This is a genomic window from Paenibacillus sp. DCT19 (genome assembly GCF_003268635.1).
Lineage (GTDB): Bacteria > Bacillota > Bacilli > Paenibacillales > Paenibacillaceae > Paenibacillus.
On the sequence record NZ_CP029639.1, the window covers coordinates 4,691,716 to 4,718,619 of the forward strand.

Genomic DNA, 26,904 nt, shown 5'->3' on the forward strand with positions numbered 1-26,904 from the left:
CGAAAAAGCTTTTGAGTTTGATTCTTGGTTCATTTATTCGATATTGATAAATCTGTTAAAAGTAGTTTCTAAATAGCAACATCCTGATATCCTACTTCAATCACCTTTTCATCTAATAGACGAAGCCCTAGCCCATTTTCGATGTCCCATGTACAATTAAAAAGTATTCCAATATCTCTCTCTTCATAGATGTCGCCATAGGGTATAACTATTCCATCCATAGAGATCATCTCAACGAGCTGGTCTGTTGTTTCAATATGAGGATAGTTCTCATTATATGAAGTATCATAACCTAGTTCATATCGCTTTTGATTGTAATAATCTAATATAGGTTGTAAAAGGCTTCGTTGTACATCCTCCCAATTTTGCATCAGCAGTTTATAAGCTACATACTGTTCATTATCAAATTTACCGTCTTCATCACCTTTAACGATAAATGATATTCCAATTTCTTTTCCTAGAAAGTTTATCTGCATGTCCTTAGACCAAACATAGTCATATTCAAGTTCACCAAAAACGGAGTCTTTTATTTTCATGTTAGAATCCCCTTTACTTATTTATTGGCAAATCCCCCGGGTTCGAAAGCTCCAGCGTTTATCTCTCCTACACCACCAAGGTGACCAAATTTACTATTTATTATAGTCGGCACGAGTTGTATTGTTTTTCCATCATTTAATTCATGCCATGTGAATTTGTTTTTTCTCGGTATTTATCAATATCCCTCGCAGTGACTTTTCCAGGAACCATTCCGAATTGGCTTGCTAGTTCAGGAGATTTATTAATTTGATCTGCCAATTGTTGATCTGCCTGAGCAAAATTGTTTGTTCTGGCTTTTCCACCATATTTCCCCTTTCCACCTAACATATAATCAATTTCTATTTGAGCCTTTGCAACTGGCGAAAAATCAGGAACAGCATTTTTATATTGTATCCCCTTAATACCAGCTTCATCTAATATTTTCTTTATTTTAGGATCTGGTGGTGGCTTAAGAGTACAGAGAGATTCCCCTCTCGCGTCCACATCCTTAAATTCAACTGTTCGATTATCTGGGGAAGGAGTATAATTATATCTTGCTTCGTACGGACTTGAAAACTCAGTTTGTTTGAATGCAGGTGGAATATCATCTGTTCTATCCTTACCCTCGGTACCGTCCTTATCCTTCTTAGAGTCTGATGATGACGAATCCTCTGGATTGTCTCCCGTTTTCCCTTTAGATTTGTCCGTTTCCTGATCCTTCGGTTTAGGTTTGTTTGGTTCATCCTTAGTTTTGTCTTTTGTTTTGTCTTTTGTTTTGTCTTTTGTTTTGTCTTTTGTTTTGTCTTTTGTTTTGTCCTTCGTCTTATCTTTGTCTTTCGGTTTATCCTTGTCCTTATCCTTGTTACCTGAATCCTTATCTTTATTGCTCTTATCCTTATCACCAGAACCTTTATTATTGGAAGTAATCCCTTGGTTCTGACTCTTCTTGAACTTGCCACTTAGCATACTCATCAGAATCATGGCTTTAGTCATTGTATCCGAATCGACGTATTGGCTTAATTGTTCCAAGCCATAATTCATCGCTTCACTCATGAGTAGATTCTGCATGAAGCCTTTGGCCATGCCACCCGCCATTTTAAGTCCGTTTTCAAGCTTCGGCGACTTCATCATCAGAGCATCCAGCTTGCCTTTGAGCTTGTTCGCTAGATCTGCTGGACTGAAGTTACTGGCAAGTCCCTTCGCCTTGGTCATGACTTTACCGAGTGAACCCGTGATCGCATCGCCAGCTTTATTGGCGAGATCACCGATGGCCTTCGCAACTTGACCTGCCTTATCTGCAATCTTTGTGGCTGCACCTACGACGCTGTCGACTACTTTGCCCGCTTTTTTAACTAGCTTGGCGCCTTTGATGGCAAACTTGGCACCCGTTGCTGCCCAGCCTAACGGGATCGCCGCGGCAGCGGACAACGCCGCATTGGTATAGTCTCCTCGTGCTGCATAAATTTCACTACTTAATTTAAAAAAAACATTCTCCGATTAATAAAATAACCAGAGAATGTTGATGTGATGACTAACACCAATTGTCTTTATTAGACTTAAAATATCTAAATTAAAACTAAAAATTTTTTAACTTTTAAAAAACTCAAGATATTTAGGATCCTCATCTTCAAAGCATCTGCCTTCAGACTTTTTAAATGCAAAATTAAAAAAATCTCTGGCTAGATCAAATTTTCCTAATTCAAAAGCTGCTTTTGCCGAAATAAATTCTTTTGTTCCTGTATCGAAACGCATGAAACCTGTAATAAATATTTTTTTTGACCATTCATATGCTTTATTGAAATCTTGCAAAAGAAATAATGTATCAATTATATCCTCTACCAAATGATAACTTTCACTATAGATTCCTTTTGGTTCTGGTATTAGCTCCCATGCCTCTTCAAGTAATACAATAGATTCTTTTTGCTTACCATTATGAAATTGTTCATTACTCTCATTAATTATTGATTCGAATTTTTCTTTAATATTTGCTTCTAACTGAGCCATTTTCTACACTCCTTTGATTGAGTCTTTAATCAACTCATAGTATTTTTCATCTTCTTCTGAAAAAATCTCATACCCTTCTAGCATATAAGCTTTTAAAAGATATTCCTTTGCTCTATTAATTTCTCCACATTCTACTAGACTCTCTCCAAGGTTCAACAAAATTAATGGGTTTGAAATCCCGTCTGGACAGTTTAGAGCGTTAAAGTAATTGTTTTTTGCAAACTCATACTCCTCATTAATAAAATATGCATCACCTAATGCAGTATATATCCATGTACTTGCTTCCCATACGTGCTTCGGAACAGGCACCAAATTTAAAGCAGTTAAATATTTTCGTATAGCTTGATCCAGTTCCCCTTCTTCTGAATGAGCATCGCCTTCATTGCACAATGTTACGATCTGTTCATATAGATTATCATCAAGTTCCAACTTTTTTCCTCCAATTACTTTTTAGGTGGTAGATATTTTTGATTCAGTTTTGCCCCATCCGATCGATTAAGGCTGTAATGATCTAATACATAGTTATTAGAATCTAACATCCAATCCCTTACTTCTTTGGATTTCGCTCCATGGTACCTACCTACGTTGTTCCACCATGTAACTGCATCAGTGTGAGGGGGATCATTACGATGTGCCATATCTGCTGTACTAAGATCATACCATGCATCATCGCTCGCCTTATACTGGATTTTGCCACTACGTGTTTTTCTGATTTTAGGAGGTTTCTCATTTTTCATTCTTTCTATTACTTCACGCCCGGTTCTAGACTTTTTCCCGGGTGTTCTGCCTAAGTATTGTTCTCTTAATTTCTTTTTCTTTTTAGCTTTCTTTTTCTTCTCTGGGTTCGTAGTGCCCTTCTTGCCACCACCACCTGTGCTACCCACAATCATCATGGCCGACAATAATATATTCGAATCCGCATAATTACTAAGCATATCTATTGCGGCAGAGAACATCGCATCCGACATCAAATCTGCCATCAGACCACGTGTGAAATCAGTTGCTTTCGTGAGCGCGTTCCCAAGCTTCGGCGACTTCATCATCAGAGCATCCAGCTTGCCTTTGAGCTTGTTCGCTAGATCTGCTGGACTGAAGTTACTGGCAAGTCCCTTCGCCTTGGTCATGACTTTACCGAGTGCACCCGAGATCGCATCGCCAGCTTTATTGGCGAGATCACCGATGGCCTTCGCAACTTGACCTGCCTTATCTGCAATCTTCGTGGCTGCACCAACGACACTGTCGACCACTTTGCCCGCTTTTTTAACTAGCTTGGCGCCTTTGATGGCAAACTTGGCACCCGTTGCTGCCCAGCCTACGAACGGGATCGCCGCCGCAGCGGACAACGCCGCGTTGGTATAGTCCCCTCGAGCCGCATAGATTGCTGCGTTAGCTAGGTCAGCGACCTCACCCACCACCGGGATCATGCCGACAACATCCAGTACGGTCTGAGTTACATCCAGCACTTTTCCCCAGAAGCCCTTCTTTTCCTCTTCGGGTTCCTCTTCCACCTGTACCTCAGACACAAATGGCGCTTCTGGTACTGGCTCAAGATCCTCCACGGTTACAGGCATTTTGATTAGGCCATCGAGCAGCACTTCACTGCCCTTCAGGTCGGTCATGCCATCCAGAATCATACTGCTGTCTCCGCACTGTAGGAAAATGGTTTCCTGTGCCTCAATCCCTATCTTCTTCTCGCTCTCAAGCGTAATCTCCTGCCCACCGGATGCTACAATTCCGCTATTACTCTGAATGGTGACCCCGCCGCCGTCCAGTGTGATGAATAGACTACCTTCTGTCGCAATTAGAGACATTTCCGAATCCGTCATTTTCATTTCTTTGCCATAATTCGTTCCCCAGCTCTTCGTTGCTGGATCTGCAGTCTTGGGAGAAGGCTGACTGCCCGACGCACAGAGCCCATCGCGAATGCGTCGCTCTCTTGACCACTAGCAAAATACACTTGAACAGCCGAGCCGGATTCTGGCATGCTGTAGAATCCACCGCCATCTCCGGCATATACAGCCGAATAAGGCATCCAGCTTGCTTCCGCTTCCGATTGCGAGGCATCCACATCCAGATGGACTTTTACCGTGTCTTTGGTAACACCGATAATTTTGCCTTCTAGTGCTGCTCCGGCAATGTCATCGTTCCTGATTTCATTTTGCCGAATTCCACTTTCTGGACTAAGCGTAACCGTATGTCGAAGCAACCCTCCTACCGTTTGGCTTACACAAGCGGCTACTTTCAGCTCCTCCTCGTGGAAGAGCACAGTATCTCCAAGCGCCAACCAGCGATGGGTATCTATCATATAACTCGTGAAGTCTTTCTCCGTTACCCCCATAGCACCTACCGACCAAGCTTCTTTCAACGCCTTCATATCTCTCCTTAGCGTATACGCTTGATCTGGCAGTTCCGTATACCGGCCATCTGGCACGCCAATATACAGTTTAGGAGAGTCAGCTGATATTTCCGGAATGATCGCTGCGCCGAACCGTGACGCGAGTCGGCGTAAGAAAGCCCAATCCGTCTCTCGATATTGCAGCGTTAAGGCTCCTAGTTTCGAGCTTCCACTCACATAATCAATGACATCTGATCTCGGATAAACCTTCAATACCTGCCGAATGACGTCCTCACAGTCCTGATCCTTGTTCTGGAACGAACGAATACGAGGTTCTATGTCTAGCAGATACGAATAAGACACTGCCTCTAGCTCCAATATGTATATCCCTTGTACTCGGCGGATGCTAACATCCAGTACAAGTCCTTGGAACAGCTTGCGAACTTCCTGCCCCTGTTCTCCGATCTCCACCAACGACACGGTCTCATCTTTGGCGAGCCGGTTCAGATCCTGATCCTGATGATCTTCTGGAATAATGCCTTGCAAATACAAGCGAGCATGTTCTCCTGCACTCCGCTCGATCCGCAAATGTTGTATGTTCTGCAACGTGTATGGAGATATACATCGGATATTCCCCATACCCACTGCCGCTTCCACTACACTCATCGTCTCACTTCTTTCCTAGCAATGTCAGCACACGGAAAAAAGGTCTCAGCTATAGCTCTAAGATGTTCATTACCTGATGTTACCGCCAAACCCGGTTGTGCCGCCTATGGAAGACCCTCCAAGCTCTTGACCATCATCTTCAATCTGGATGTAGCCTCCGTGGAGACACATATTCATGCAGGTACTTAACAGTGCAGGTTCATTCTCAATGAGCACATCTGTTTTGCCCTCCATCCATGGTGTAGAGATGGAAGGAATACAGGGTGCCTTCTGGACACCTTCAATATCGAATTCACCTGTCTGAACGACAGGATTCAATTGGCTGGTACAGTTACCAAACGGCATGATGTGAATCATCGGTGTTGCATCAGCCACGTTCAGTTGTGCTTTCTCCTTTAGATGCACGCCATGGCTGTAAGGTATTTTCAATCGATTCAACTGTGTACCACAAGAACAACTTAAGATCGCTCCGGCCACAACATACGTTGGGCCTCCAGCCCCTTCATCCACTACATCCGGTCTCGTCGCTCCAATCGCTTCAGCCATTGATTTTCCTCCTCCGCTGGGTTTCACCCAGATGATTTTATAGACTCAGTAAACGGTTCTCCCCTTCAACCTGATTCACACGTTGCAACCGCAAACCAGTATATTCCCTTCGTAATATTGCTTCAGCCAGAGCAAGATTCACCAATATCACCGTTTCTCGCAATCGTTCATCCGCCACATAAATAATGGGCCAAGATGTGCTGCTTAATTGATCCGCATCAACTTGAAGCACATTTAACTTGCCACTATTGTCAAAGGTACTGCTTCGAGATAGAGCATTCAGACGTGGAGGCACCATGAACCAATACGGATGCAATTGCTGTCTTTCCATGTCCATCAATCCAACCAAACGAAACATGAGACGTGGGGCAAAGGTATGTAACAGGCGTTTAAGCTCATCCGACCACAATGGATATGGGCGTTCAATCAGATCTACAGCTACAGGCCTTCGATTCGGACGGATGGTAAACTGTAAATTCGATTGTTCGAGTTCATTTAATTGCTCGCCTCTCATCCACTCAGGCTGAATAATACTTTTGACTCCCACGGGCTCAATCGCTCCTGTTACACGTGTATCCTGTATGATTTGGAACCAATTGTGCCTCATACGAGCTTTCCTCCTTGCCCTGAGCTCTTATCCAATAATTGCGCTAACTGTTCTTCCATCATGCCAGCCATATGATCTATTCCTTCTCGTATCCGTACTACCGGGCGATCCAGAATGCGGCAAGAAGTTCCAAGATCCATTTGCGCTCTGTCCAAACGGGAACCTGTGAAATCCACTTTAGATACATCCGTCCCTCGAAAATCCGTATCAGCCAAATTGCACACGCCAAACACGGTGTTTTCAATCGATGCTTCTCTAAAATCGGCTCCTTGAAGATCTGCCAGTATAAAGTCAGCTTCTCTTAGATCCGCCCCTGCGAAGGAAACTGGGTTGAATCCAGGTGCATCCCAGATCTCTGGATTAGGCATCCCCTGCCTTGCTTCAATTCCATGAAATAGAGCGCCAACCATCCTACAGTTTCGGAACCGGGCGCCGTACATCTGGCTGCCATTCCAGCGAGTGTCCGTTAAGTCACATTGTTCCCACACCGTGTTTACCAGATTGCTATTTTCGAATTGACTCCCGCCAAACGCAATATCGCGAAACGCTGAGAAACGGAAATCCATTCCACTGTAGTCTCCTCCAGCCAGATCCAGATGTTCTAAGGCTGCATAGCCGTAGACTTCTTCTGTTCTTTCAGCGAGCCACTTTCGGATCTCGACTTCATCCGCAGGTTCAGCATCTGTTTTGTATACCAACTCACTGACATCCAAATATTCACCTACACGTACTTCAATAGCAGGACACTTCTCTAGATTAATAAATGATTCACATTGCACTGCCTCGGGCATCGCTTGGTGGATCAGATGAGTTACATAAGCATGTCCATGCGCTGCTTCTCGTAATAACAAGCGTTCCAGTTCTGGTTGTGTAATGGAGCCTGTATAGGAAGATCCCGGTCGCTCCAATTCCTCCTTCCAGCAAGCCAGCATAATATCCAGGTAGCCAAACGCCCATGAAGCATCGTAAGCTCCCTCAATAGGAGAAGGATCGAATAACCACGTTTCGTCTGCAGCTTCGGTCAAATAGAGAGCCTTCCCTTCTAGCAATTGTGTTCGAAGTAGAGAATACGTGAAGTGTCCCACGGCTCCATGTTCACCGATGTTCTGCATGTCCAGTACCAACTGGCACTGCTTGGCAAAATGCCGAATAAATTCTGCTTTCAGTCGTTCGCGATTCTGCTGATAGACCTGCTCCCATTGCAGCATCACACGATTCCGCAGAGGTATTACGATCTCTTGCTTGAACTGCTCAAGCGCAGTAGTCACGAGCATCCCCCTCTTCCTTGAATGTCATTAATTCGTTGTCAGATGAATATTGTAAACATTTTTCGCTTTATACTCTTTGTTACTAGCGTTTAATTGGTTTTCAATTCAGTTCCTACTAGAGAGGTCGTACCATCCATTTTGATATTACTCTCTTTGCAGGTTAGACTGATTTCTTCCTTCGCAGAGAACACAATGCTTTTCTCAGCATTCATCATAATATCTTCCTTAGCAGAGATCGTGATCTGCTGACTACTAATAATCTCAATCCCCCCGCCTTCACTGAGACGAATAAAGATCTCCCCATCCTTGCCAGTAACAATCACCTCTTCAGGTGTCATCTTCAATTCCTTCCCTGCTGCTGTACGGAAGTATTTGTGATCTGGGTTGCTCAGCTTGTTGCTCTCACCCTCATCCGAGTTCTGACGTACCGAGCTTGTAGCGACCCCTTCTTCTTCCTTGTTACCAGGGAAATACACCCGCACATGATCGCCTTTCTCCGGCATAACGTACCAACCACTGTTTCCTTCTGCGGTATACACAGATTGGTAAGGAAAAGCATGTGCCTCACCCTCATTCTGAGCTTGATCGATTTGCAGATGTATCTTCAATTTATCTTTACTAATACCGATAACGACACCTTGCAAGGAAACGCCAATAATTTTATCGTTATAAAATGTATTTTGTCTGAGACCCCGGTGAGTACTCAGTGTATAACGGTGCTTTAATAGTCCATTTTTCATTTCCGTAAAAGCTTCATATACGTACAGCAGCTTGCCTTTAAATTCAATGGCATTTCCCAGATCAAGTACACGGTTCGTCTCAACCTCGTAATACACATAGTCCTCCTCACCCACCTCAACCTTCGTGTTCTGAGAAGTGTATCGGAATTTATCCATCCGTTTGCGAACTCTGTAGTTAAAATCCTGCAGCTTGCCTTTAGATGAAGTATCGAACAAACCAAAATAAAATTTGGGTGTATCAAATACGGAAGCAGGCATGAGTCCTGTCCGCAGTCGAGATGCAATCCGCTTCAGAAATTGCCAATCCGTCTCCTCATACTGAAGAGTAAACTTTCCAATCGCTGCTCCGTCCGTCGCCGCATCCATAATATCGATATTAGGGTAACCAGCCGCAATCTGATCCAATAGCTGGGGATATGTCATACTGTGGTTTTGAAAAGAACGACTTTTCTTACGGATATCGAGTTCATGGGTATGGGAGATGCCCTCAACTTCAAGTAAGTAGACGCCGCCCTGCACCATAACGCTAACATTAAGGATTAGACCGCTGAACAATACAGATGTACTGCCTTGATCATCGACTTGGCTAATCTCCACAAGTGTATCGGAACCACTTAAACGTACATAAGAATCCTTCTTCTCTTCATCTACAATTCCCGTGAATCTCACACGAGCGTGCTCATTCATCTGTTTAGTAATCGTTAACTCACGAAGACTAATTACCTCAAATGGACTCACTCTCACATTTTTGTAAGATAAGGCTTCAATGCTCATTCTCCAGCATCCCTTTCGTCATGGACTTCAAATCGAACCGAATTCATGATTGCTGAAGCCACGCGTTGCCAGTCATCCAGTTCATGGTCTGTACAATTGAAAGTACAGATTAGTGCCCGATCCTCCAAAGAAGTAAATAACATCAAATGATATAAGTTTGCGTATACGACAGGAGTCAAAAATTCACATGTCGCCGCTTCACGTCCTCCGACCATGCGATCTCCATCCCCGTACCACTTCGTGAGCTTCTGCGTTCGCCGCAATATCTGAATCATGCTCTGTTTAAATAACGGTAGATCCTCTGCAGGTAATGGATTTATCGTATGGTTCACTGCGATATTAATCGTGCCCTCAGCATTGGTGTAGATTGTGCTTGGTCTATGCTGTGAAGGGTACTTCATATTCATCATTTGTTCAGACATCGGTTTGAACGTTCGAGGCAGCATCATCCACAGCTTGCCTTCCAGCAGTTCTGTTTCCTGAAAAGAATACGGGTTGCCACCAATTTGTAGAAAAGCTGCCTTCAAATCCGGCTCAGGGTCTTCTGGGATATGCCCATAATTGTCATCTTCAACCGAATTCATTTTCATGCCGTTCATCATTGCAACAATCTTCTCATCCCAATGCTTCATTGTTACATCCTCCCTTGCTGTTCCAAATTCAATCCACAATCATCCGATGTGGCCCGCCCACCGGCATACCTGAGCGACCGGATCCGCGGCCAGCATTCGCCAATATGCGGTCTAGATATCGATGAATCTGTGCGTTGTCATACTCCCGGTACTCGAGACCCAACCGATTCGCAATATGATGCAGGATGACGCTTCTTGCAATTGTGCCTTCGTTCAGGCACATCATGGCAAAGATCAGATCCTGGGGATCAGAGGTTCCTGTGCGAAGTAGTCTCTCTGCATAATCTTTCATAACGAGAGGGGATAATGTGCTAACTCCTTCCGCAGCATATGCGACATGAATAACATGAAGCGTGTTGAACTCTGTTGCTAGATCGGCAAAGGTCTGATAATCCCGCCTGAGTCTGGCGCCTTCCTTCAGCTTGAACCGCGCGAGCTCCATTTCACTGGAATCACAGGTAGCCTCCTCATCCAGCCGAAGTTCTGCATGACTGGCTGTCATGTCACTTAGCTTCTCATCCTCGGTAAATCGAAGTTTCAGCACATTCACCCTGCCCGTAGCCTGATATTCCAGCTCAGCAGACTCGGTTAACATATACAATCTTCCCTTGTGCAGCACCATTCCCGGAGTAACCACCAGCTTGTCCGGGTATACCTCCACCTCTGCGCCTGCAAGGATACCATCCGCGTAACTACGGTAGTACAACTCCATGTAGTCTCGGGGATAGTCCCGTAGTTCCTCCAGCATTGATGTCTTGAGAATTCTGCCTTTATGAAAATGGGGATAGGAATACGTGAACATGAACGTTTCCCCTCCTTTCTGCTGACGATGTTCATTTCATTCCGTCAAAAAAATCCAACTCGGACAAATCCGTCTCGAATGGGAGCAGCTTCTGCGAACCAAGATACAATCGTTCATTTCTACGAGCTACAGGAAGTACGTGGAAGCCCCAATGACGATCATCCGGGTAAACAAAAAACTTCGTCTCTCCGTTCACGATGGAGTCCGTATCATCCTGCGGAATTTTGTCTCCATATTGCGCACGGATATCTTCGTACAGAACCTCTTTATATGCATCCTGACGATTGGAATACACAAATTTCTGTCTCAGTTGACCATCGTTTCCGCTCAGATATAATTCCACTTCTGCTGTCTCGAACGGGCGAGATATGCTTCCGGGGATTCCGTCACTGCGATCCAGACTACTGATCAACACTTTTTCACGTCCATTGTGGGTGTATGCACTCACGGTATACGGGATAACAGCCGCATCATGTGTAATCTCTGCCTGAACAGCACCTGTTTTGCGGGCACTCAGATAACGGATCGCTCCTCGGAGACAGGCAAGTTTGAGATCTGGTACACGTCCTTCCGCAGGTTTTTGCCGAAACTCGATGCTCCTGCCTGGAACAAACTCCTTCAACGCTTCCCGAAATACATCAATGCGGCAGGATTGGCCTGTCAGCTTGATAATGGAGTATTGACTCATCTTTCCTTGCCGATAGAAGTCATCCAGAAACTTCCGGACTACCTCATAGATATCTGCTTTAATCAGTTGAGTAATCTCTTTGATGTTGAACACAACATCAGGAAACTCATACTCGTCCTTCAGTTCCCCGCCACGTTCCACGGACAGAAACCATCGTTCCATGGTCGTGATCTGTAGATCACTATCTCGATCATCTTCCATCTCGGAATGGAATCGATTGCGTAGGATACCTGTTTTGCGGAAAAATTGCTGCTTCATCTCTTCGGCGATCTCCCACAGAAAATAAAAGTTGCCTCTTACCCGCAAGTATTCATCCCGTGAACGGTTCTCCCTACGTGCAAAAGCAGTAGGTATGATCTGTTCGGCCTCCTCGTAACGCTGCTCCAGCTTCTGATACACGGACTTCACGCCTTCTTCGTCCACTTGGCGAAATACATCTGCACCAGGTGCTTCAATTAAATGATCAATATCCGTTACTTGGCGGCGGCCACTGTAATAATCGGCGAATACAATTTTCATGAACTGCATGATGCGATATGTAATGTTGTGACCCCCGAAGTTGGTATCCCCATTTTCGTACGTGGTATGGATGTCCAGCTTATACGCCATATGTCCGTCTTCCATCGTAAATGCGCAGGATGACAAGTCGGTCGTTCCACCGCCGCAATCAATCACGAGTGCATGATACATCTGCCCTTCCATGAACACACCGCGTTCCATACCATCCGCAAGCGTGTTATAGAGAACAGCCATCCCCTCATCCAGCGCATAAGTCTGTTCAATCTGATAGTCGGGAAGCATCTCCCCGAACATCTGCAAAAACTGTGTTTTCATCTTCACCGGACTCGTAAAATGCACATGGCGGAACTTGCACTTGAATTGATGCTCTGCGGTTCGAATAATATAGCTCATGTACGCGCGTAGCAGATCCATCCGAGAAACGTTAGCTGCATTTCCATGAACATCGACGATTTCTTCTAGCTTGGTATAATTGTTCACCCAGCGCTTCATACTCCGGAACACACTGGCTCGGCTGCTGTATCCTCCGCGACGCATGCTTCGCAATGCCTCATAGCCGAATTCGTAACGAATATTTGCCGGATCGGAGCAATCTGCTACACCAATGGCCGTAGGTAACACTTCAATCCAGTCGGTGTCTTTGTAAGTAGGATCAGGAAATGCAACATAGTTAATGGCATCCATTCGAACCCGTCCATTCAACAGATCCTGACTGCTGGGTGCTTGAATATAACCGTTATGCAAAAAGGCGCCTGCCGTCGTATTGGAGGTGCCAAAATCTATCGCAAGCACAGCTTCTGTTGGCTCAAGCTCCCGAATATCCAGATCAGCCAGTGGAATCTGAGTATATTGAATATGAACCGGAGGAAGAGGGCGGTTGGAGTAATACGTCTGGTACAAATATTCCGAATCGCGTTTACGGAAAAAGAGAAGACTGTACTGTCTGTTTCCCGAACGCTTCCAAGTCGATCCACTGCCTGCCGTCAGATAAAAAGTACCAGCTACAGTGTCATCCTTAACGAGGTTGAAGATGCCACACAGCTCCATGCTCTCATTGACCAACAGCACATTAGACTCCGTTAACCCTCCGGGTGCGGTGACGACGTATTGATCCAGCTTGTCCACCTTCAAACCTTCGTACAGAATAAGCCTTGCGGGAACACTGATTCCTCCATCACTGCTCATAGGAGCTGTCATATGACGGGATATTGCCTTTTGGATGCGCTCAAATCCACCATCATACGACTGATCGATCCACAATACATCGTCAGCCCCCAGAAATTTCAGAATGATTCGAATCAACTCTTCGCGCTCCGTTCTGGGCCCCAATCCCTCAACTAAACGCTCTTTGTAACAAATGTTCCGCAATTGGAATGTCGTCATATCCATTAGTTCTTCACGCGTATAACGCATCGTGCCTCTGGCTCGCTCCCTGCCGGTGGCGTCAGGATACAATCGGTATGAATAACCGTTCATCTATGTTTCCTCCTTACAACTGTTACCGCTGCTAATATAGCGCAATACCGTCCTGTATCATCGTATAGTCCACATCCAATATGCCAAAATGATGACCCCAATAGATTTCCGTATCGAAGCGAACCGGCAAAAATAATTCTAGAATCAGCTCCAACTTCTCCTTCGCCTCTGTGCGTTCCGCCTGTCCAATATATAAGAGCAATTCGTCCTTCTCCTCACAATTGGCATATAGAGTGGAGCGGGGAAACATCCGAACAAGTGTATCTCGTAGAAGATGTACAGCCTCGCCTGTATCGTACAAGCGGAGCATATTACAAGCGATCACTTCCTGCTCCTCCGGGCCAAACAGCTCCAATCGCCGCTTAATTCGCTCCCCGTATACACCCGAATGCATATCATTCAGAATGAAACGAATGTAGTACTCCCGCTTGTTCATCCCCTGCATCAGATCCATATTCGCCAGAAAATGAATGACCAGATCAAATAACGCTTCCCGTAATTCCACCTGTTCTTCATTGTTGATATCAAACAAATCTCGGAATATATCAAAAAAGCGATAATACGGATTCACTTCGATCGTCCGTTCTACCCCTGAAGCATTTAGATTGGTATGACTAAGCTCCATGTAAGGCGAGTACACGCGTGCAGGCACAAAAGATATATCGCGCAGATCAGCTCCACTTCGCTTCGCTCGAATGACGAGATCCCATATATAGTTCATGCCATACTCACACCCATTCCCCTTCACAACAGTATTCCGGGAAGGCAAGCTGGACTTCCGATACTAGAAAGCTCAGCAAATCATCTAAGAAAATAGCCATCTCCGGCTGAATTCCTTGTTTGCTGAACCTCAAAATCATTCGATGTTTATCCGCCTCAACACGAACATGATCACTGACAAATTCATTGAGTGGATACGTTATCCCAAGTCCCGAACCAGGTGCGACAACCTGCACATCCTCTAGTTCCAATCCTTCTGCAGACTGAAAAGCATGAATCATGCGGGCAATCTCGCCTTTGGATCGAACAGATCGTCCCTCCTGACGCGCATACTTACCAGCAAAACCTTCCCGTTTGTTATTGGAAAATAGCGGGTAGTCCATCCTGCTAATGCGGGTAGGAACAGGCACCGCTACCTTAAGCACCGTCCAAGAATCTGACTTTTCTAGTGGAGATACGATGGTAATCTCCTCTTCTGATCTTTTAATATATCGGATGTGCGATTCTTCTCCATCAACCAGATATCCGTGCTCTGTTCCTGTTTTGCGGAGTGGTAATACATGCTCATAATTAATTCGATCCGATGCTGGTACAGGGAAGCCTCCTGTTTTCATGTCAAGCTTCTGAATGTTCCACAGTGGAATCATATTCGTTCGTTTGTAGGACTCAAATTCTTCTAGATGGATAGAGAGTTCCTTGACGGTTTGTTGTTTGTCCCATTCGTCACCGTCATCCGAACTGACCAGAACACAATCAACGAATTTGAATATGTAGGGTGCATTAACTGACTTCCAAGGAAGGCTGTTTTTACGAAATACTCGGTACAACTCTTCAACTTTGGAGATATATGCGGTGCTTGGTTTCAATCGAACGGTTATAGCATGTCTACCCTCACTCGTTACAATTTCCCCGCGAAATGTGCGATTACTATGTAACAGAGATTGCAGCTCACGATGTCCGCACTCCATATAACATGTAAATAACTTCATCTCTTCCTTGCGTGACAAAGCTTCTGATGCTTCGCTCAAATATACCTTCTGAGGAACAGCATCCTCGGGAAGAATCGGATATAAGAATTCATGAATCGGATCTAAATCTTCATGTGCACATAACGTGACATATACATCATGACGTTCCTCTTGTGGGAGAACCTCATCGAACACACGCTGCTCAATCTGCTTATTCAGCGTCTCCTGATATTCCACCAAATTCAGAAAAACGCCAGTCATGAGGTTCTTTAGCATGCTGCGTTGTTCAAGATCCTCCATCTTATTGAGGCGGTCACGGATAATGTCTTTCATTATGAATCTCCTCCTTCCGTTGATGGCTGCTCTTCAGACTCTATTTCAGTTGTATTATTGCTAACCGCATTCGTAGCTCCAGTTCCTACGGATGAATTCGTGTCACCATTGGTAGTATTGTTGGATGTGTTGGATGTGTTGGATGTATTGGAAGAACTGCTTCCCACCGAATTATTCGTGTTCATCCCGCCTGTGCTGCTCGACAGATCTGTGTTCATCCCTGACATATCCGCTGATCCGAATCCCGCGGTATCCGTATTTAGGTCAGCCGCGGGTACAGGTGGATTGAGCTTTTCGTCCAGCTTGTTAATTTTGCGTTCCATCGCCAGCACACGTTCCAGCATATCAATCTCCTGATATATTTCCTGTGCTTTCTCGTAGGCTGTTAGCGCACCCGCATAATCGCCCGCTTCATTGAATCGATCACCCTTCTGTTCCAACGTATCTGCTTGAAGCTGGCGCGACTGGCGTTTGATATCTGCACGTTTCGTCTCTGCCGTCTCCAGTTTGGTGGCGATTTCCTTCAAGGCATCCTTATAGGCTGTCTCCGTTGCGGCTGTTCGAGCTCGTTTATACAAAATAATAGCCCCACTATAGTCCCCGTTCTGAAGCTTCAGATCCCCTTCGGTGATCCAATCCTGCACTTGTTGGAAGGTCGTCATTTGCTCCAGTCGCTCTGAAATAACTTCTCGATTGAACATGCTGTATGACTCCGTCAATTCGAGTGCCTTCGTATAGCTAGCCGTTGCCTTTGTAATATCGCCTTCCTTCAGATGAGCGTCTCCATCGACGAGCGTTTGAGCAGCAGCCATTTTTTCAGTAAATAGCTTCTTATGTATCGGGTCCTTGACCTTAATAGAATTGTTGCGTGCTAGACTGTAATCCGAGACCGCCTTAGCGTACTCCTGTTCCTTCACATACTGGTCAGCATTCTGCTCGTATTGCAGCATATCTACAACTAGCTCAGCCTTCTTGGCTGCACTTTTTACCGCATAGAAAATTCCCGCCCCACCAAAAATGAGAAGCATGATTAACATAATCGCAATCCGCTTAATCCACTTCTTCCGATTCTTAGGCTCTTCGTGAAAGATTTTGTTCACATAAATAGCAGCCGCACTGTAATTTTCAATTCGCGCACGCTGCTTGCTCAGCATCACTTCTTCAAGTGTATCCGCTAGCGTCTGTGGATCATTGGCTCCCTCCACGGCATCAATCATCTCGGCATCCTGTACACCTTCCCACAGACCAGGCGTACAGAGTACAAGCACATCTCCGTCGGCAAGCTTGATTTTGTCGGATACATAAGGCTTAATCATACCGGGCTTGCCCGCATATTCATTCAGATTGCCGCGTTCATCATGTTGGTCAACACGATCCTCTGCAATCTGTCCTTCCACAGCAAGTCTTGCAGCTACACTATGATCCTTGCTTTTCAGAGCAATACGATTGCCTCGAAAATGATACAACCGGGTATGTCCAGCCGATGCCCAGACCATACGTGTATAATCTGTGACCACAATGACGAATCCCGCTTTGAGTCTGACCCGGCGGCTCTCATACTGCAACCATTCATGGGCGATCTTGATATATTCGGTGAGTCTGCGTTTCGACATCGTCGGTTTGTCTAGAAAGGATTCAAGAATGGTCTGCACCGTGATCTGTGCACTGTTCACCTCTGTGTCGGTGTCCAGTCCATCTGCTATGACATAACAAGCCCAATCCTCCAGTTCTACACAACCGTAGAAATCTCGATTTTTCAGGAAAGATCCCGCTTCCGAGACAAATGCTGTATTAAATTCACTGTTCTCCTTCCTCATCCGTCTCCCCATTTCCCGTCCCTGTGCGCTGCCTTATCCGTTACCATCCTTGCTCCAAAATGATAATCGTGGCATTATCCTGATGCACGAGCTGTTTTTCTTCAATTAGATCAATAATGGCCTGTGCAGCATCAAATGGCGGAATACTTTGCGCCAATATGGTTTCCAGTTCCATCTCCGTGAGCGAGTTATATACACCATCACTGCATAACACAATCTTGTCCGCCGGATGCAACGCAAACGGCTCGTCCGCGATTTCCATTTGCTTAAAATGGTCGTATCCCAAATAGTTGACCAGCCTTTTGCGCTGCGGGTTATCCAGTGCCTCCTGCTCCGATATCTGTCCAGACATGTATTGTTCTTCTAGCTGACTTTCCAACGTATGTTTGTGATTGATCGGAATAAGTTCACCTTGGCGAAATACAGATAAAACACTATCTCCAACGGCTCCCCAATAGAGATTTCTCCCCCGAATCATGACTGAAACTAACGTTGTGCCCCCTGGAACACCAAGCAGATTACGGAGAATAGCTTGATTCGCTAAATGCGCAGACTCACTCCAGAACTCGTCCGGATCTGGGAATCGATCCAGTGCCTCAAACTCACGGATGAAGGTTTCAACGGCTGTCGTACTCGCAACCTTTCCACCCGATAATCCACTAATTCCATCAGCAAGTACCGCAAGCACGCCATAGGGCTCTACAGCACAGGCAAAATAATCATCTTGCTCACTTCGGGCGCCAATCGTCTGTCCATTCCCAATCTGAACTCCAACGGGTCTATCGTCACGCTGCCTTACCGGAATCCGGCTTCGGACGAATAATAGTAATCCAATGGACAGACAGCCTGCTAAGATCACCCAATAAGGGGTCAGCTCCTTGTCGTTCCAGAGAATCATGAACGTACTCACTGCTGCTCCCATTCAAAGTGCACACCGCACAATGGAATGAAGATGAATTTGCTTCGACCTAATTGAATGACATCGTATGCAGCCAGTTCCACCGGAGAATAGACCGCTTCATTGTTGTGATACGCAAGGCCAGAGGCATCGCCAGGCAGCAAGTAGAAATTTCTCTTTTTGGGATCATACACAATCACTGCATGATTCCGCCGGGAAATGGTGTTATCCCGAGGATGCGAACATGCATCTCTTCTGAACGTCCAATAAAGTTCTTCTCCGCCATAATCCGATAATCCTGACCCATCTGTGCACCTTCAATGCACACGAGCCAGCCTGTGACTGGTTCAATCCCCGTCGTTTCTCCCAGATACGGCATGGTTTTGTCTTCCTCAGACGTACGAGGTGCCCGCGGGATTGCCCCCGCCCCATCACTACTACTTGAAGCTGGTGATTCCACTGCTAGATTGCAATATGGACACGTATTTCCGTGCCGTCTCGTGCTGAACATATGTCCGTTTCCGCATCTTGTCAGACTCATTTCGTTTCATTCCCCCGTAAGCTTGTATGATGGTACGCCAACGTCATTTCACCAAAATTCGGGTATTGGCAATATAAATTAAATCCCCCGCCTCAATTAGACTGGGTTCCTCGATTTCCAATTTGGATGCTCGGCTCTGATTGCCCTTACGCACACCTACACCACTGGCTGAATCGATATCCTCGATAAACCATTGGCCTGATGCTTTGTTAAGCACGGCATGCTGTTGGCTGATTAGAGATGCATAAGGTGTATCTGACAGATCGATGTCTGCCTCACTATGTTTCGAACTTTTACCTATAAGCACACTGGTCTCACCCTGGATATACCATTCCTTCACACTTGTTCCGTCATCATCGAGCAGTACAAGTTTTACAACGCGTGAGGATAGTTTCTTCTTTTCCGCCTTGGTAGCAGGCATATATTTAAAAAATAGATAAGCCCCTCCCGAGAGAATCACGATACTTCCAGTAATCCACTGGGCACCCATATCCCGGTTCACAAAAAATATGTAATAGAGCACGGTTAACGAAATGATGGCGACACATGCATCAAGCCCTATCGTCAATACCGACCTTCCTTGTCTCACGTTTCATAACCTCCGCCTGAGCCAGAATCACTTATAAATTGCTAGCATCCTACTTTTTTCGAACTCCGAAATAACGGTCAAACATGGCGGACATATCCATTCCCTTATGAGAATCGGCTTTATTCCCACTGTTCGGACTTTCTTTCCCCTTTGGTCGAATCCCAAAAAACTGTTCAAATTGCTCATGCATTCGCGAAGGATCTGACCAGCCAGTTACCGGATTTCCTCCGGAAGCTGAATGGTTTTCCCTTGTTGCATGATTGGAGCCTGTTCCCTTGGAGCTACTACCTCCTCCAGATCGAGGTTGTTGGTCATACGCAGCCTTAAGCTCTGGATTGCCAAGTGTGCTGTAAGCCTCATGAACCTGCTTAAAGCGCGCTTCGGCCTGAGCATCGCCACCATTCACGTCAGGATGATACTTTTTGGCTAATTGGCGATAAGATTTCTTAATCTGTTCAGGCGAAGCGTCTCGACTCACCCCAAGAACAGCATAAAAATCACTCATTCGAATATTCCTCCCTCCTTACTGCTATCAGTACAAAATAAAGATTAAGGGGCACAGGGCCCCTTAACTTATGATGCTTGTCCCATGTAAGTGCCAGTAGCATTCGTATGGGACATCAGACGTTTCCTATTAAACCGGGAAGCCACCTTCAATTTTCGTGAATTCAGTTTTGTCTTTTTTCTGTTTGATGAACAAGCTGAATTCGCCCACACCTTCGGTATCTCCGAAACGCTCTGTGTAATCCACTACAAACGCGTTAGGCATGTAAATTTTGCGTACCACTTGGTCAGCTGCAACAACTTCCAACGTTACTTTGCGATAGCAATCTGCTTTTTCAGCAGGAACGAGGGACCACAGCGCCAACTTCATCGTGTCATCTGCATTGTCGCCATCCGTTGCTGTAATGATTTTGCCGCTGATGCGCAGTGTTGCGCCCACATCTGTGGAACGTGCATTGGAATCATCCGGCGTATCTGTGTCGTACGCGACTGTACGGATATTATCCATTCCCAATTCGATTGTTTCTGCGCCTTCTACTTTCAATACAAAACCCATTAATAAAAACCTCCTTAAGATTAGGAAAAATGTGCCCGCTATCCTACTACAAAATCTGAGGAAAGACAACGGAATATATGTATAAAGGCAAGCCGGTAAAGGCAGCCTCTAACACCAAATTAATGTTTTCAATACGTTGTTTAAAGAACTATATACACTGTTAAAACTTATATATACTTAAACTAGCTAGACTTTCATTGCACTCGTGCCTTTGGTAATCATGACCTCAAGGTTCTTCACGTTGCCGTTGAAGACCAGGTCAATATGGCACATATTGCTCTTCTCATCGATGATAAAGCTCATGTCATCACCCTCTTGAATGATCGAATTGATCGATCCACGAGTTCCCAGCCACCGGCTCTTCTGACTGCTCGGATTGTTGCTGAAGAATTTGACGATATTTTCATGCTTGAAATCACCGGTTTGGAAACGGAGCAAGCGTTCAATGTATGTGCTAACAAGTGTCTTATACAAGGAGTCAAATCCATCTTCGGACATCGCCATGCTTCTAGCTTTATACACGGTGATTCGTTTGATATCACTGTCCTGAATCTGAGCATTTTCCGATGAGAAAATAAATCCAAAGTTCTTCCGGTTAATGGAATCCTTAATGGTGTTCGTGAAACCCGAAATTTCCTTGGTCATCGTCGTAACAACACGCAGACTGTTATCGCCAGCTTCGATATCAAAACGTACCCCTGGATAATCGCGGTTGACCGTTTTGAATGCTCCACGCAGGTACTCTGGACATTGATAAGCTGCCACAATACCAGCAGATACATAAGATGCTCCTACATAAACACCCTCGATCCAAAGTCTCAGGATATCTTCTTTTTCCTTCGAAAGCTCAACACCATGCTCGGTTTGAAGCATACGGCTATCGATGACTACACCTGACTTCTCCTTCGGAATAATAGTGAAATTCGGCGCACTTGGAATCGCAAACTCACTATATTCCTTCCGCGTTAACACAGAACATTTCTCAATGTACTTATCAATGCCAGCGGTAGCCATACTGCTGAACGTCGTCTCTTCCCCGGATTCAAAACTGAAGAAGATCTGCACTTTGTAGTCCTTCACGACTTGCAGAAGCATTGTCAGGGATTCCATGCTATTCCCGTCCTGCTTAACCACCTTGTCATTACCACGGAAACGAGTACGACTGACCTTAACTTGGCTTGTATTGTCCAGTTCAACCGAAGGTACAATCCCGAACCAGATCGTATCCGAAAAGTCATTTTTCGCGTTAACCGTATTAAGATACGTCTCTAAGCGTGGAATATTGCTGCTCTTCACAAGCATATCCAGCTTCGTGTTGGAGATCAGCATGGAAGGCACCATACCTTTGTTCTTCGTTGCATATTGGTCAAAGAACATTTTGACACCCAAAATCTTCTCCACCAACGGCTTCACTGTTTTGACAAAGTCATCCTTGGCGTTTTTGTAAAACTCCAGGTATGTATTGTAGTTCTGTACCTCCACAGATGTATCCACATCGGTCTGTACCGCAGGAAGTGGGGAGAATGTACGAACAACCAGATCCTGAACATAAGGTGAAGGTGTCTCGGACAATGAATTATAATCCTCGGCAAATACCTGAGTCAGATCTGTACTACTCGCTTCATCCAATAACATTAACTCGTTGTTATCCGATTTAGGCGCTTCGATAATTTTCAATTCTCCGCTCTCACCGATGGTCAGTTGACCCACTTGAATCGCTTCGGAAGAGGTTTCTTCCTGTGCACGACCCAATAACAAACGGGTTTTGATATCTTCAATTGCAAGCGGCAGCATCGCCATGACATTGTTGTAATTCCGGCTAGCTTCCTCGAACATCACATTCAATTTGTCGCCGATATCTAGCTTCTTAGGGTCTCCATCATCCAGCTTCTCGTGCTGACCGTACATGTAGTGAATTTCCTTCCGCACTTGGCGGATGTCATCCATCACTTTCTTCGGGGAGATCATGTCGAGCAGATTCTCAAACTTGAAATCTACGTTGGTAATGCCTTGGCTACGCTTCGTATCGATCAGGGTAAACAGCATTCTTAGAAAATCGTTACTCTGATCAATTTTGATCTCCGAGATGGCTTCATCCGGAATACCTTCCGGTTTTTTAAGCGTATACATGACTTTCTGGTTCACCGCATTGAAAAATGAATATACGCTCGGTGAGAACTTATCCAGAAACTCATCAAAGCTGCGAACAAGCAAGTGCTCGTTAATCTCTTTGATTTTGTCATCGCTCAGGCTATCAATGCCCTTCACGTCACCAACGATTGTGATGAGATCCAACTTCTCGGGATTGATCTCTTCAAAAAGCATCGTTCGGTTCGTTTGATTAATAATGTCCATTCAGGCAGCATCCCCACGAGCAGGCTTAATTCGGGCGAATGCTTTCCCCCTCCATCAATTTTTGACACTCCGCACGTCTTTTCGGCCTTTGGTCTTGATCTTCAAGAATCAAACTAGGCAGAAGGAAGACGATCGATAGAACGAGCTGTCAACATGTAACTGGAACTTATGTACCAGTTTATGCCGTTTGCTTTGGAGATTTATGGAATTCATCTTAATCATCAGCGACATGTTTTGTCAATATTCCCCACTATAGGTCTAAAAGCTCATTTTATAGCCTTCGATATACCTATAGAACTAATTTTTGGAATTCGCTTCATTTCCTTGTAAGTCGAACCGATGATATAGAATATCCTATAATTTGGGTCTTGTTCAAGGATTTAAGACCGATGGAGTATTCCCCCTATTCGAGCGTGTAAACACATAACCTATGCGAGGTTGCACTTCTTTTGACAATGCAAAACTACGCATAACGACGTTAAAACGTGTGGAAGTAGCAAAAAATTAGATTTTGTAGATTTATTTCAAGAAACATAAGCTAGTTGTGTGCAAACAGAAAGGAGACTTGAAGCCTCACATGATATTAATTAAATTCAAAAAAGCATGGCTTACCCTATTGGTGGTGAGCATCTTACTTCCCAACTGGGACACAGGAAGCGTGCACGCAGATTCATCCGTCAAGACCCAGGCTTATGAAGGCCTAGATGCTATGTTTGTTCTAGATGTTAGCTACTCGATGAATGAGACTGACAAAGATCGCATTGCCGAAGAAGTTATACATATGTTTATGGATATGAGTAGTGGACCTAAGACCCGGCTTGGCTTTGTAGCCTATAACGACAAGATCACGTCATCTGTACCGTTGATGGATATCTCCTCTTCCGGAGCTCGCAATAATCTTCGCAGCCGTGTGGATGGATTGAAACGTTCAGGTTATACAGACCTTGGACTCGGTTTACGCCGAGGTGCCAGCTTGCTTGAACAATCTAAGACAGATCAACGTAAACCATTTATGATTTTGTTATCTGATGGGAGACAGACTTAAGGGGTTCAACCAATCGAACACCTGCCGATTCTTCCAAAGATGTCGACAAGGTAATTCAAATGGCACAACAAGCCGGTTATCCGATCTATACTGTTGGGCTTAACCGAGATGGAACTGTAAATCCTGCTGAACTTGAACGAATTGCCAAAGAAACAGGTGGTTCTTCCTTTATCACCGGAAGTGCAGACGACTTACCCGAGATTTTCAATCGAATTTTTGCCGATCAGATTCAATCTGTTCTCGTGTCTGTAGCTGCTGTTACGGCAACCGGGGCGATGCAAGAAGTCACAGTAGACATTCCGAATTCAAGTATGGCGGATGCGAATATCATCATGCTCTCGGATCATGCGGTCTCTGAGGCTCAACTCTATTATCAATCCAGCAATGTGAGCTTTATCCGTTCAGACAAATATGCTTTGATGAAGATCATTCGTCCGGTTAAAGGACAGTTCAAATTGAAATTCAAAGGACGTAGCGGAGATCTTGTGAAGATTAACCTGCTCGGCAATTACAACGTGTCTGCATCTGCAAATATGGCAACGGAGCTGCCAGTCAAGGGACAGAGCATTACGTTTAATGCCGCATTATACGATCAAGCTGCAGAGCCAAAGCCAATTCAGGATCTGAATGTGTACAAAGGTCTTGAAGCTGAGCTAATCGTGAGCACATCAGAAGGAACGAGTGAACGCGTAGCTCTAACGAATACAGGCAGTGGGTTTACGGGGAATTATACGTTTCCGAAGTCTGATCTATATACGTGGGGACTCCGCATCGACGGTCCAGACTTTTATCGAGAAATCACGCCGGTTGAAGTAGATATTACAAACCAAGCCCCTGTAAGTACGGGCACTTCCATGGATTTGTCCAAAGATGACGGGGATGCTTATCTGGATCTAAATACATATTTTGACGATGCCAATAATGACCCTTTAACTTATACACTCGGTGCAGCTCAGGATGCCAATACACTTGGTAATGCGAGCATTAATGGAAATATGCTGCACTTGTCTTCTCTTCACACCGGTAGTTCGTTCGTTCAGATTACAGCAACGGATTCCGAAGGCGCGAGTGTGACCACCGACATCCCATTGCGGATTCATTCTTTACGTGAAAAGATTTTCTTATTTACTGGCTTGGGGATCCTTGCGGCAGGTGGGATCTTTGCTTTGTATTGGTTTGTGTTGAAGCCTAAGCCTGTGTTTCGCGGAAGGTTGGAGGGTTATTTTCTTGCAACCGCGAGTGGTGAAGATATTCCGGTTACCCATTGGCCTCTAACTTCGCTGAACAGTCGAAAGGTGAGCTTAAGTGAGCTTTTTGCTCGAATGGATATTGGTGTAAGAGTACCTGAAGCTGGTCGAATTTGGCTGGAAGCAGGCAAAAAAGAAACATTGCTGATCCGGCATGATACCAATTGCACCGTCGTCCGAGGTCGAACACCTGTGAAACGGCGCCATACGGAGGCTCTGGAGTATAATGAGAAGTTGTATGTGACCTTCGAGGATGGGATTACCGAGATTGAAATTCGCTACAAGCCTATTAAACCGAGTACTAATATTTCAGTTGGGCAACGGAGAGAACCTTACCAGACATAGTGAATATGGTGGGTTCTGTTGGGAACGAATTGTAACTCACTTACCAACTAAAGGTATTCGTAGGTAGCGGAAGGACTTGGACGTTCGAGAAATTGAGGATTGTTATACACAGATACTTATCTTGATTGAAGCAACTAACGGTACTATAAATTTGACTACCATATAAATAAAACAGGTTAGATACAACCCACCGGGGTTAATCTGACCTGTTTTTTTCGTATGCATACGATATGTATTACTAGTAGCGTATACCCGCGATCTGGTTCAGGCGGTCTCATGCTGTTTGCCCGACTCTGCTTCGTAGATCTGCGTATGTTCATTCTCAGCCAATGACCACTCCACCGTGCCCGGTTTACGGACTTTCCACACCAAGGCCTGCATCTGCAATGATCTTCTTACCCACCTGAGAGAAGCACAACGCTTCTCAGAACGAACGGATAGTCCCCAGTGAATGACATGAGCGAGCCAAGGATTCACATATTCATTGTGCGAACGCACTGACGGGAGTTCATCCTGGAATAGACGTTGCTTCACATCCATCGGTGGCTGTCCACATGTCCAATAATGAAGCAGTGCCGCTAGACTATATATATCGGACATCGGCCCTTGACTGGACTTCTCTGAATAAAATTCGAGCGGAGAATATCCAGCAGATGTGAAAATGACTGGTTTCTCACCAGACGGCATCGGCCAGCGAACCGCAGAACCGAAGTCTAGTAATTTAGGCGTACCATCCTCCATCACCATAATGTTAGAAGGCTTCAGATCCCGATGCAGAATGCCTTGCTTATGTATATGTTCAACGGTATCAACAATAGGAAGAAGCGTGCCTTTGATAAAAGCAGCATCCAATGCATGATTACGTTCTTTCAAATAATCATTCAACATGATCCCGGTACAGTATTCCATCACAAGATAGCCGGTATCATTAGCTTCAAAATGATCCACATATTGAATGATATGAGGATGATTCAGACCAGATAGCAGCTCTCCTTCAATCAGAAAAGAAGCAAGTAATTCTTGATATTGTCCACTGTATCCTCGTGAGGAACAATACACACTCCGTTTGTCAGACTGACGTGAAGCCAGACTTTGAGGGAAGAATTCTTTGATCGCCACTTTGGCACCTGTATTCCGATCTCTTCCTATGTATACAATAGCCAGCTCGCTGCAAGCTAGGACTTGTCTTACTTGATATGTATCGTTCAATATAACATTGCGTTGCAGTGCCATTTTGTAGTTATCTTTTCTCATAACTTCCTTCGTCTCACCCCTATCTTACTGAGGAACTTTCCGCAGGTTGCATCATTTCGTTCAGTCAGCAAGCAATTGGATCGCCAACCATATATATAAACCAAATGATGCAATATGAATCATATTCCTGCGAAAAAAATAAAATTATTTTATCCTAAT

Annotated in this window: 23 protein-coding genes and 2 pseudogenes; 2 read left to right on the forward strand and 23 right to left on the reverse strand. The window is 45.0% G+C overall.

Annotation, left to right across the window (positions count from 1 at the left end):
- Positions 1–68 precede the first annotated feature (68 nt).
- From DMB88_RS21505 to DMB88_RS21610, 22 genes and pseudogenes are all read right to left on the reverse strand, one after another.
- A complete protein-coding gene (locus tag DMB88_RS21505; protein WP_128102982.1) occupies positions 69–536 on the reverse strand; it encodes a DUF6985 domain-containing protein in 468 nt (155 codons plus the stop codon).
- A gap of 17 nt (positions 537–553) precedes the next feature.
- A pseudogene (locus DMB88_RS21510) lies at positions 554–1,119 on the reverse strand (HNH endonuclease).
- 984 nt (positions 1,120–2,103) lie between these two features.
- Positions 2,104–2,520, reverse strand: a complete 417-nt coding sequence (locus DMB88_RS21515; protein WP_128102983.1) for a hypothetical protein — start codon at positions 2,518–2,520, stop codon at positions 2,104–2,106.
- A 3-nt stretch (positions 2,521–2,523) separates the two neighbouring features.
- On the reverse strand, positions 2,524–2,949 hold the full coding sequence (locus DMB88_RS21520; RefSeq protein ID WP_128102984.1) for a hypothetical protein: 426 nt from the start codon (positions 2,947–2,949) through the stop codon (positions 2,524–2,526).
- 14 nt (positions 2,950–2,963) lie between these two features.
- A complete protein-coding gene (locus DMB88_RS31465) occupies positions 2,964–4,346 on the reverse strand; it encodes a GH-E family nuclease (protein WP_254438289.1) in 1,383 nt (460 codons plus the stop codon).
- A 2-nt stretch (positions 4,347–4,348) separates the two neighbouring features.
- Positions 4,349–5,521: a contractile injection system protein, VgrG/Pvc8 family gene (locus DMB88_RS21530; RefSeq protein ID WP_128102985.1), complete on the reverse strand. Its 1,173-nt coding sequence runs from the start codon at positions 5,519–5,521 to the stop codon at positions 4,349–4,351.
- Positions 5,522–5,590: 69 nt separating this feature from the next.
- Positions 5,591–6,067, reverse strand: coding sequence for a DUF4280 domain-containing protein (locus DMB88_RS21535; protein WP_056695786.1), 477 nt, complete (start codon positions 6,065–6,067; stop codon positions 5,591–5,593).
- 37 nt (positions 6,068–6,104) lie between these two features.
- Positions 6,105–6,674: a hypothetical protein gene (locus DMB88_RS21540; RefSeq protein WP_128102986.1), complete on the reverse strand. Its 570-nt coding sequence runs from the start codon at positions 6,672–6,674 to the stop codon at positions 6,105–6,107.
- Entirely contained in the window at positions 6,671–7,942 is a 1,272-nt protein-coding gene (locus tag DMB88_RS21545) for a pentapeptide repeat-containing protein (protein ID WP_164848755.1), read from the reverse strand. The genes DMB88_RS21540 and DMB88_RS21545 overlap by 4 nt, the downstream gene beginning before the upstream one ends.
- 89 nt (positions 7,943–8,031) lie before the next feature.
- Entirely contained in the window at positions 8,032–9,456 is a 1,425-nt protein-coding gene (locus DMB88_RS21550) for a contractile injection system protein, VgrG/Pvc8 family (protein ID WP_128102988.1), read from the reverse strand.
- On the reverse strand, positions 9,453–10,088 hold the full coding sequence (locus DMB88_RS21555; RefSeq protein WP_128102989.1) for a hypothetical protein: 636 nt from the start codon (positions 10,086–10,088) through the stop codon (positions 9,453–9,455). The genes DMB88_RS21550 and DMB88_RS21555 overlap by 4 nt, the downstream gene beginning before the upstream one ends.
- A gap of 28 nt (positions 10,089–10,116) precedes the next feature.
- Entirely contained in the window at positions 10,117–10,890 is a 774-nt protein-coding gene (locus DMB88_RS21560) for a DNA and RNA helicase (RefSeq protein WP_128102990.1), read from the reverse strand.
- A 31-nt stretch (positions 10,891–10,921) separates the two neighbouring features.
- Positions 10,922–13,573: an acetate and sugar kinases/Hsc70/actin family protein gene (locus DMB88_RS21565; RefSeq protein ID WP_128102991.1), complete on the reverse strand. Its 2,652-nt coding sequence runs from the start codon at positions 13,571–13,573 to the stop codon at positions 10,922–10,924.
- A 31-nt stretch (positions 13,574–13,604) separates the two neighbouring features.
- Positions 13,605–14,294, reverse strand: a complete 690-nt coding sequence (locus DMB88_RS21570; RefSeq protein WP_128102992.1) for an iron-dependent peroxidase — start codon at positions 14,292–14,294, stop codon at positions 13,605–13,607.
- Positions 14,295–14,301: 7 nt separating this feature from the next.
- On the reverse strand, positions 14,302–15,594 hold the full coding sequence (locus DMB88_RS21575; protein WP_128102993.1) for a normocyte-binding protein: 1,293 nt from the start codon (positions 15,592–15,594) through the stop codon (positions 14,302–14,304).
- Positions 15,594–17,411: a SpoIIE family protein phosphatase gene (locus DMB88_RS21580; RefSeq protein ID WP_164848756.1), complete on the reverse strand. Its 1,818-nt coding sequence runs from the start codon at positions 17,409–17,411 to the stop codon at positions 15,594–15,596. Before DMB88_RS21580 ends, DMB88_RS21575 begins: the two co-directional genes overlap by 1 nt.
- Positions 17,412–17,451: 40 nt before the next feature.
- Positions 17,452–18,333 carry a PP2C family protein-serine/threonine phosphatase gene (locus tag DMB88_RS21585; protein WP_254438290.1) on the reverse strand — a complete coding sequence of 294 codons (882 nt, stop codon included), beginning with the start codon at positions 18,331–18,333 and terminating at the stop codon, positions 17,452–17,454.
- Positions 18,318–18,850: pseudogene (locus DMB88_RS21590) on the reverse strand (FHA domain-containing protein). The gene DMB88_RS21585 and the pseudogene DMB88_RS21590 overlap by 16 nt, the downstream one beginning before the upstream one ends.
- 43 nt (positions 18,851–18,893) lie before the next feature.
- Entirely contained in the window at positions 18,894–19,439 is a 546-nt protein-coding gene (locus DMB88_RS21595) for an FHA domain-containing protein (RefSeq protein ID WP_251381137.1), read from the reverse strand.
- 49 nt (positions 19,440–19,488) lie between these two features.
- Positions 19,489–19,944 (reverse strand): J domain-containing protein, encoded by a 456-nt coding sequence (locus tag DMB88_RS21600; protein WP_128102995.1) that lies wholly within the window; start codon positions 19,942–19,944, stop codon positions 19,489–19,491.
- 129 nt (positions 19,945–20,073) lie between these two features.
- A complete protein-coding gene (locus tag DMB88_RS21605) occupies positions 20,074–20,499 on the reverse strand; it encodes a membrane-associated protease 1 (protein ID WP_128102996.1) in 426 nt (141 codons plus the stop codon).
- Between the two features lie 186 nt (positions 20,500–20,685).
- Positions 20,686–22,854, reverse strand: coding sequence for a transcriptional regulator (locus DMB88_RS21610; RefSeq protein ID WP_128102997.1), 2,169 nt, complete (start codon positions 22,852–22,854; stop codon positions 20,686–20,688).
- A gap of 577 nt (positions 22,855–23,431) precedes the next feature.
- Here DMB88_RS21610 and DMB88_RS21615 point away from each other — a divergent pair.
- Together DMB88_RS21615 and DMB88_RS21620 are read left to right on the forward strand one after the other, a co-directional pair.
- Positions 23,432–23,899: a vWA domain-containing protein gene (locus DMB88_RS21615; RefSeq protein WP_128102998.1), complete on the forward strand. Its 468-nt coding sequence runs from the start codon at positions 23,432–23,434 to the stop codon at positions 23,897–23,899.
- A 59-nt stretch (positions 23,900–23,958) separates the two neighbouring features.
- Positions 23,959–25,491, forward strand: a complete 1,533-nt coding sequence (locus DMB88_RS21620; protein ID WP_128102999.1) for a VWA domain-containing protein — start codon at positions 23,959–23,961, stop codon at positions 25,489–25,491.
- A 264-nt stretch (positions 25,492–25,755) separates the two neighbouring features.
- Here the strand turns inward: DMB88_RS21620 and DMB88_RS21625 are convergent, their stop codons facing one another.
- Positions 25,756–26,745 carry a serine/threonine protein kinase gene (locus tag DMB88_RS21625; RefSeq protein ID WP_128103000.1) on the reverse strand — a complete coding sequence of 330 codons (990 nt, stop codon included), beginning with the start codon at positions 26,743–26,745 and terminating at the stop codon, positions 25,756–25,758.
- Positions 26,746–26,904 lie beyond the last annotated feature (159 nt).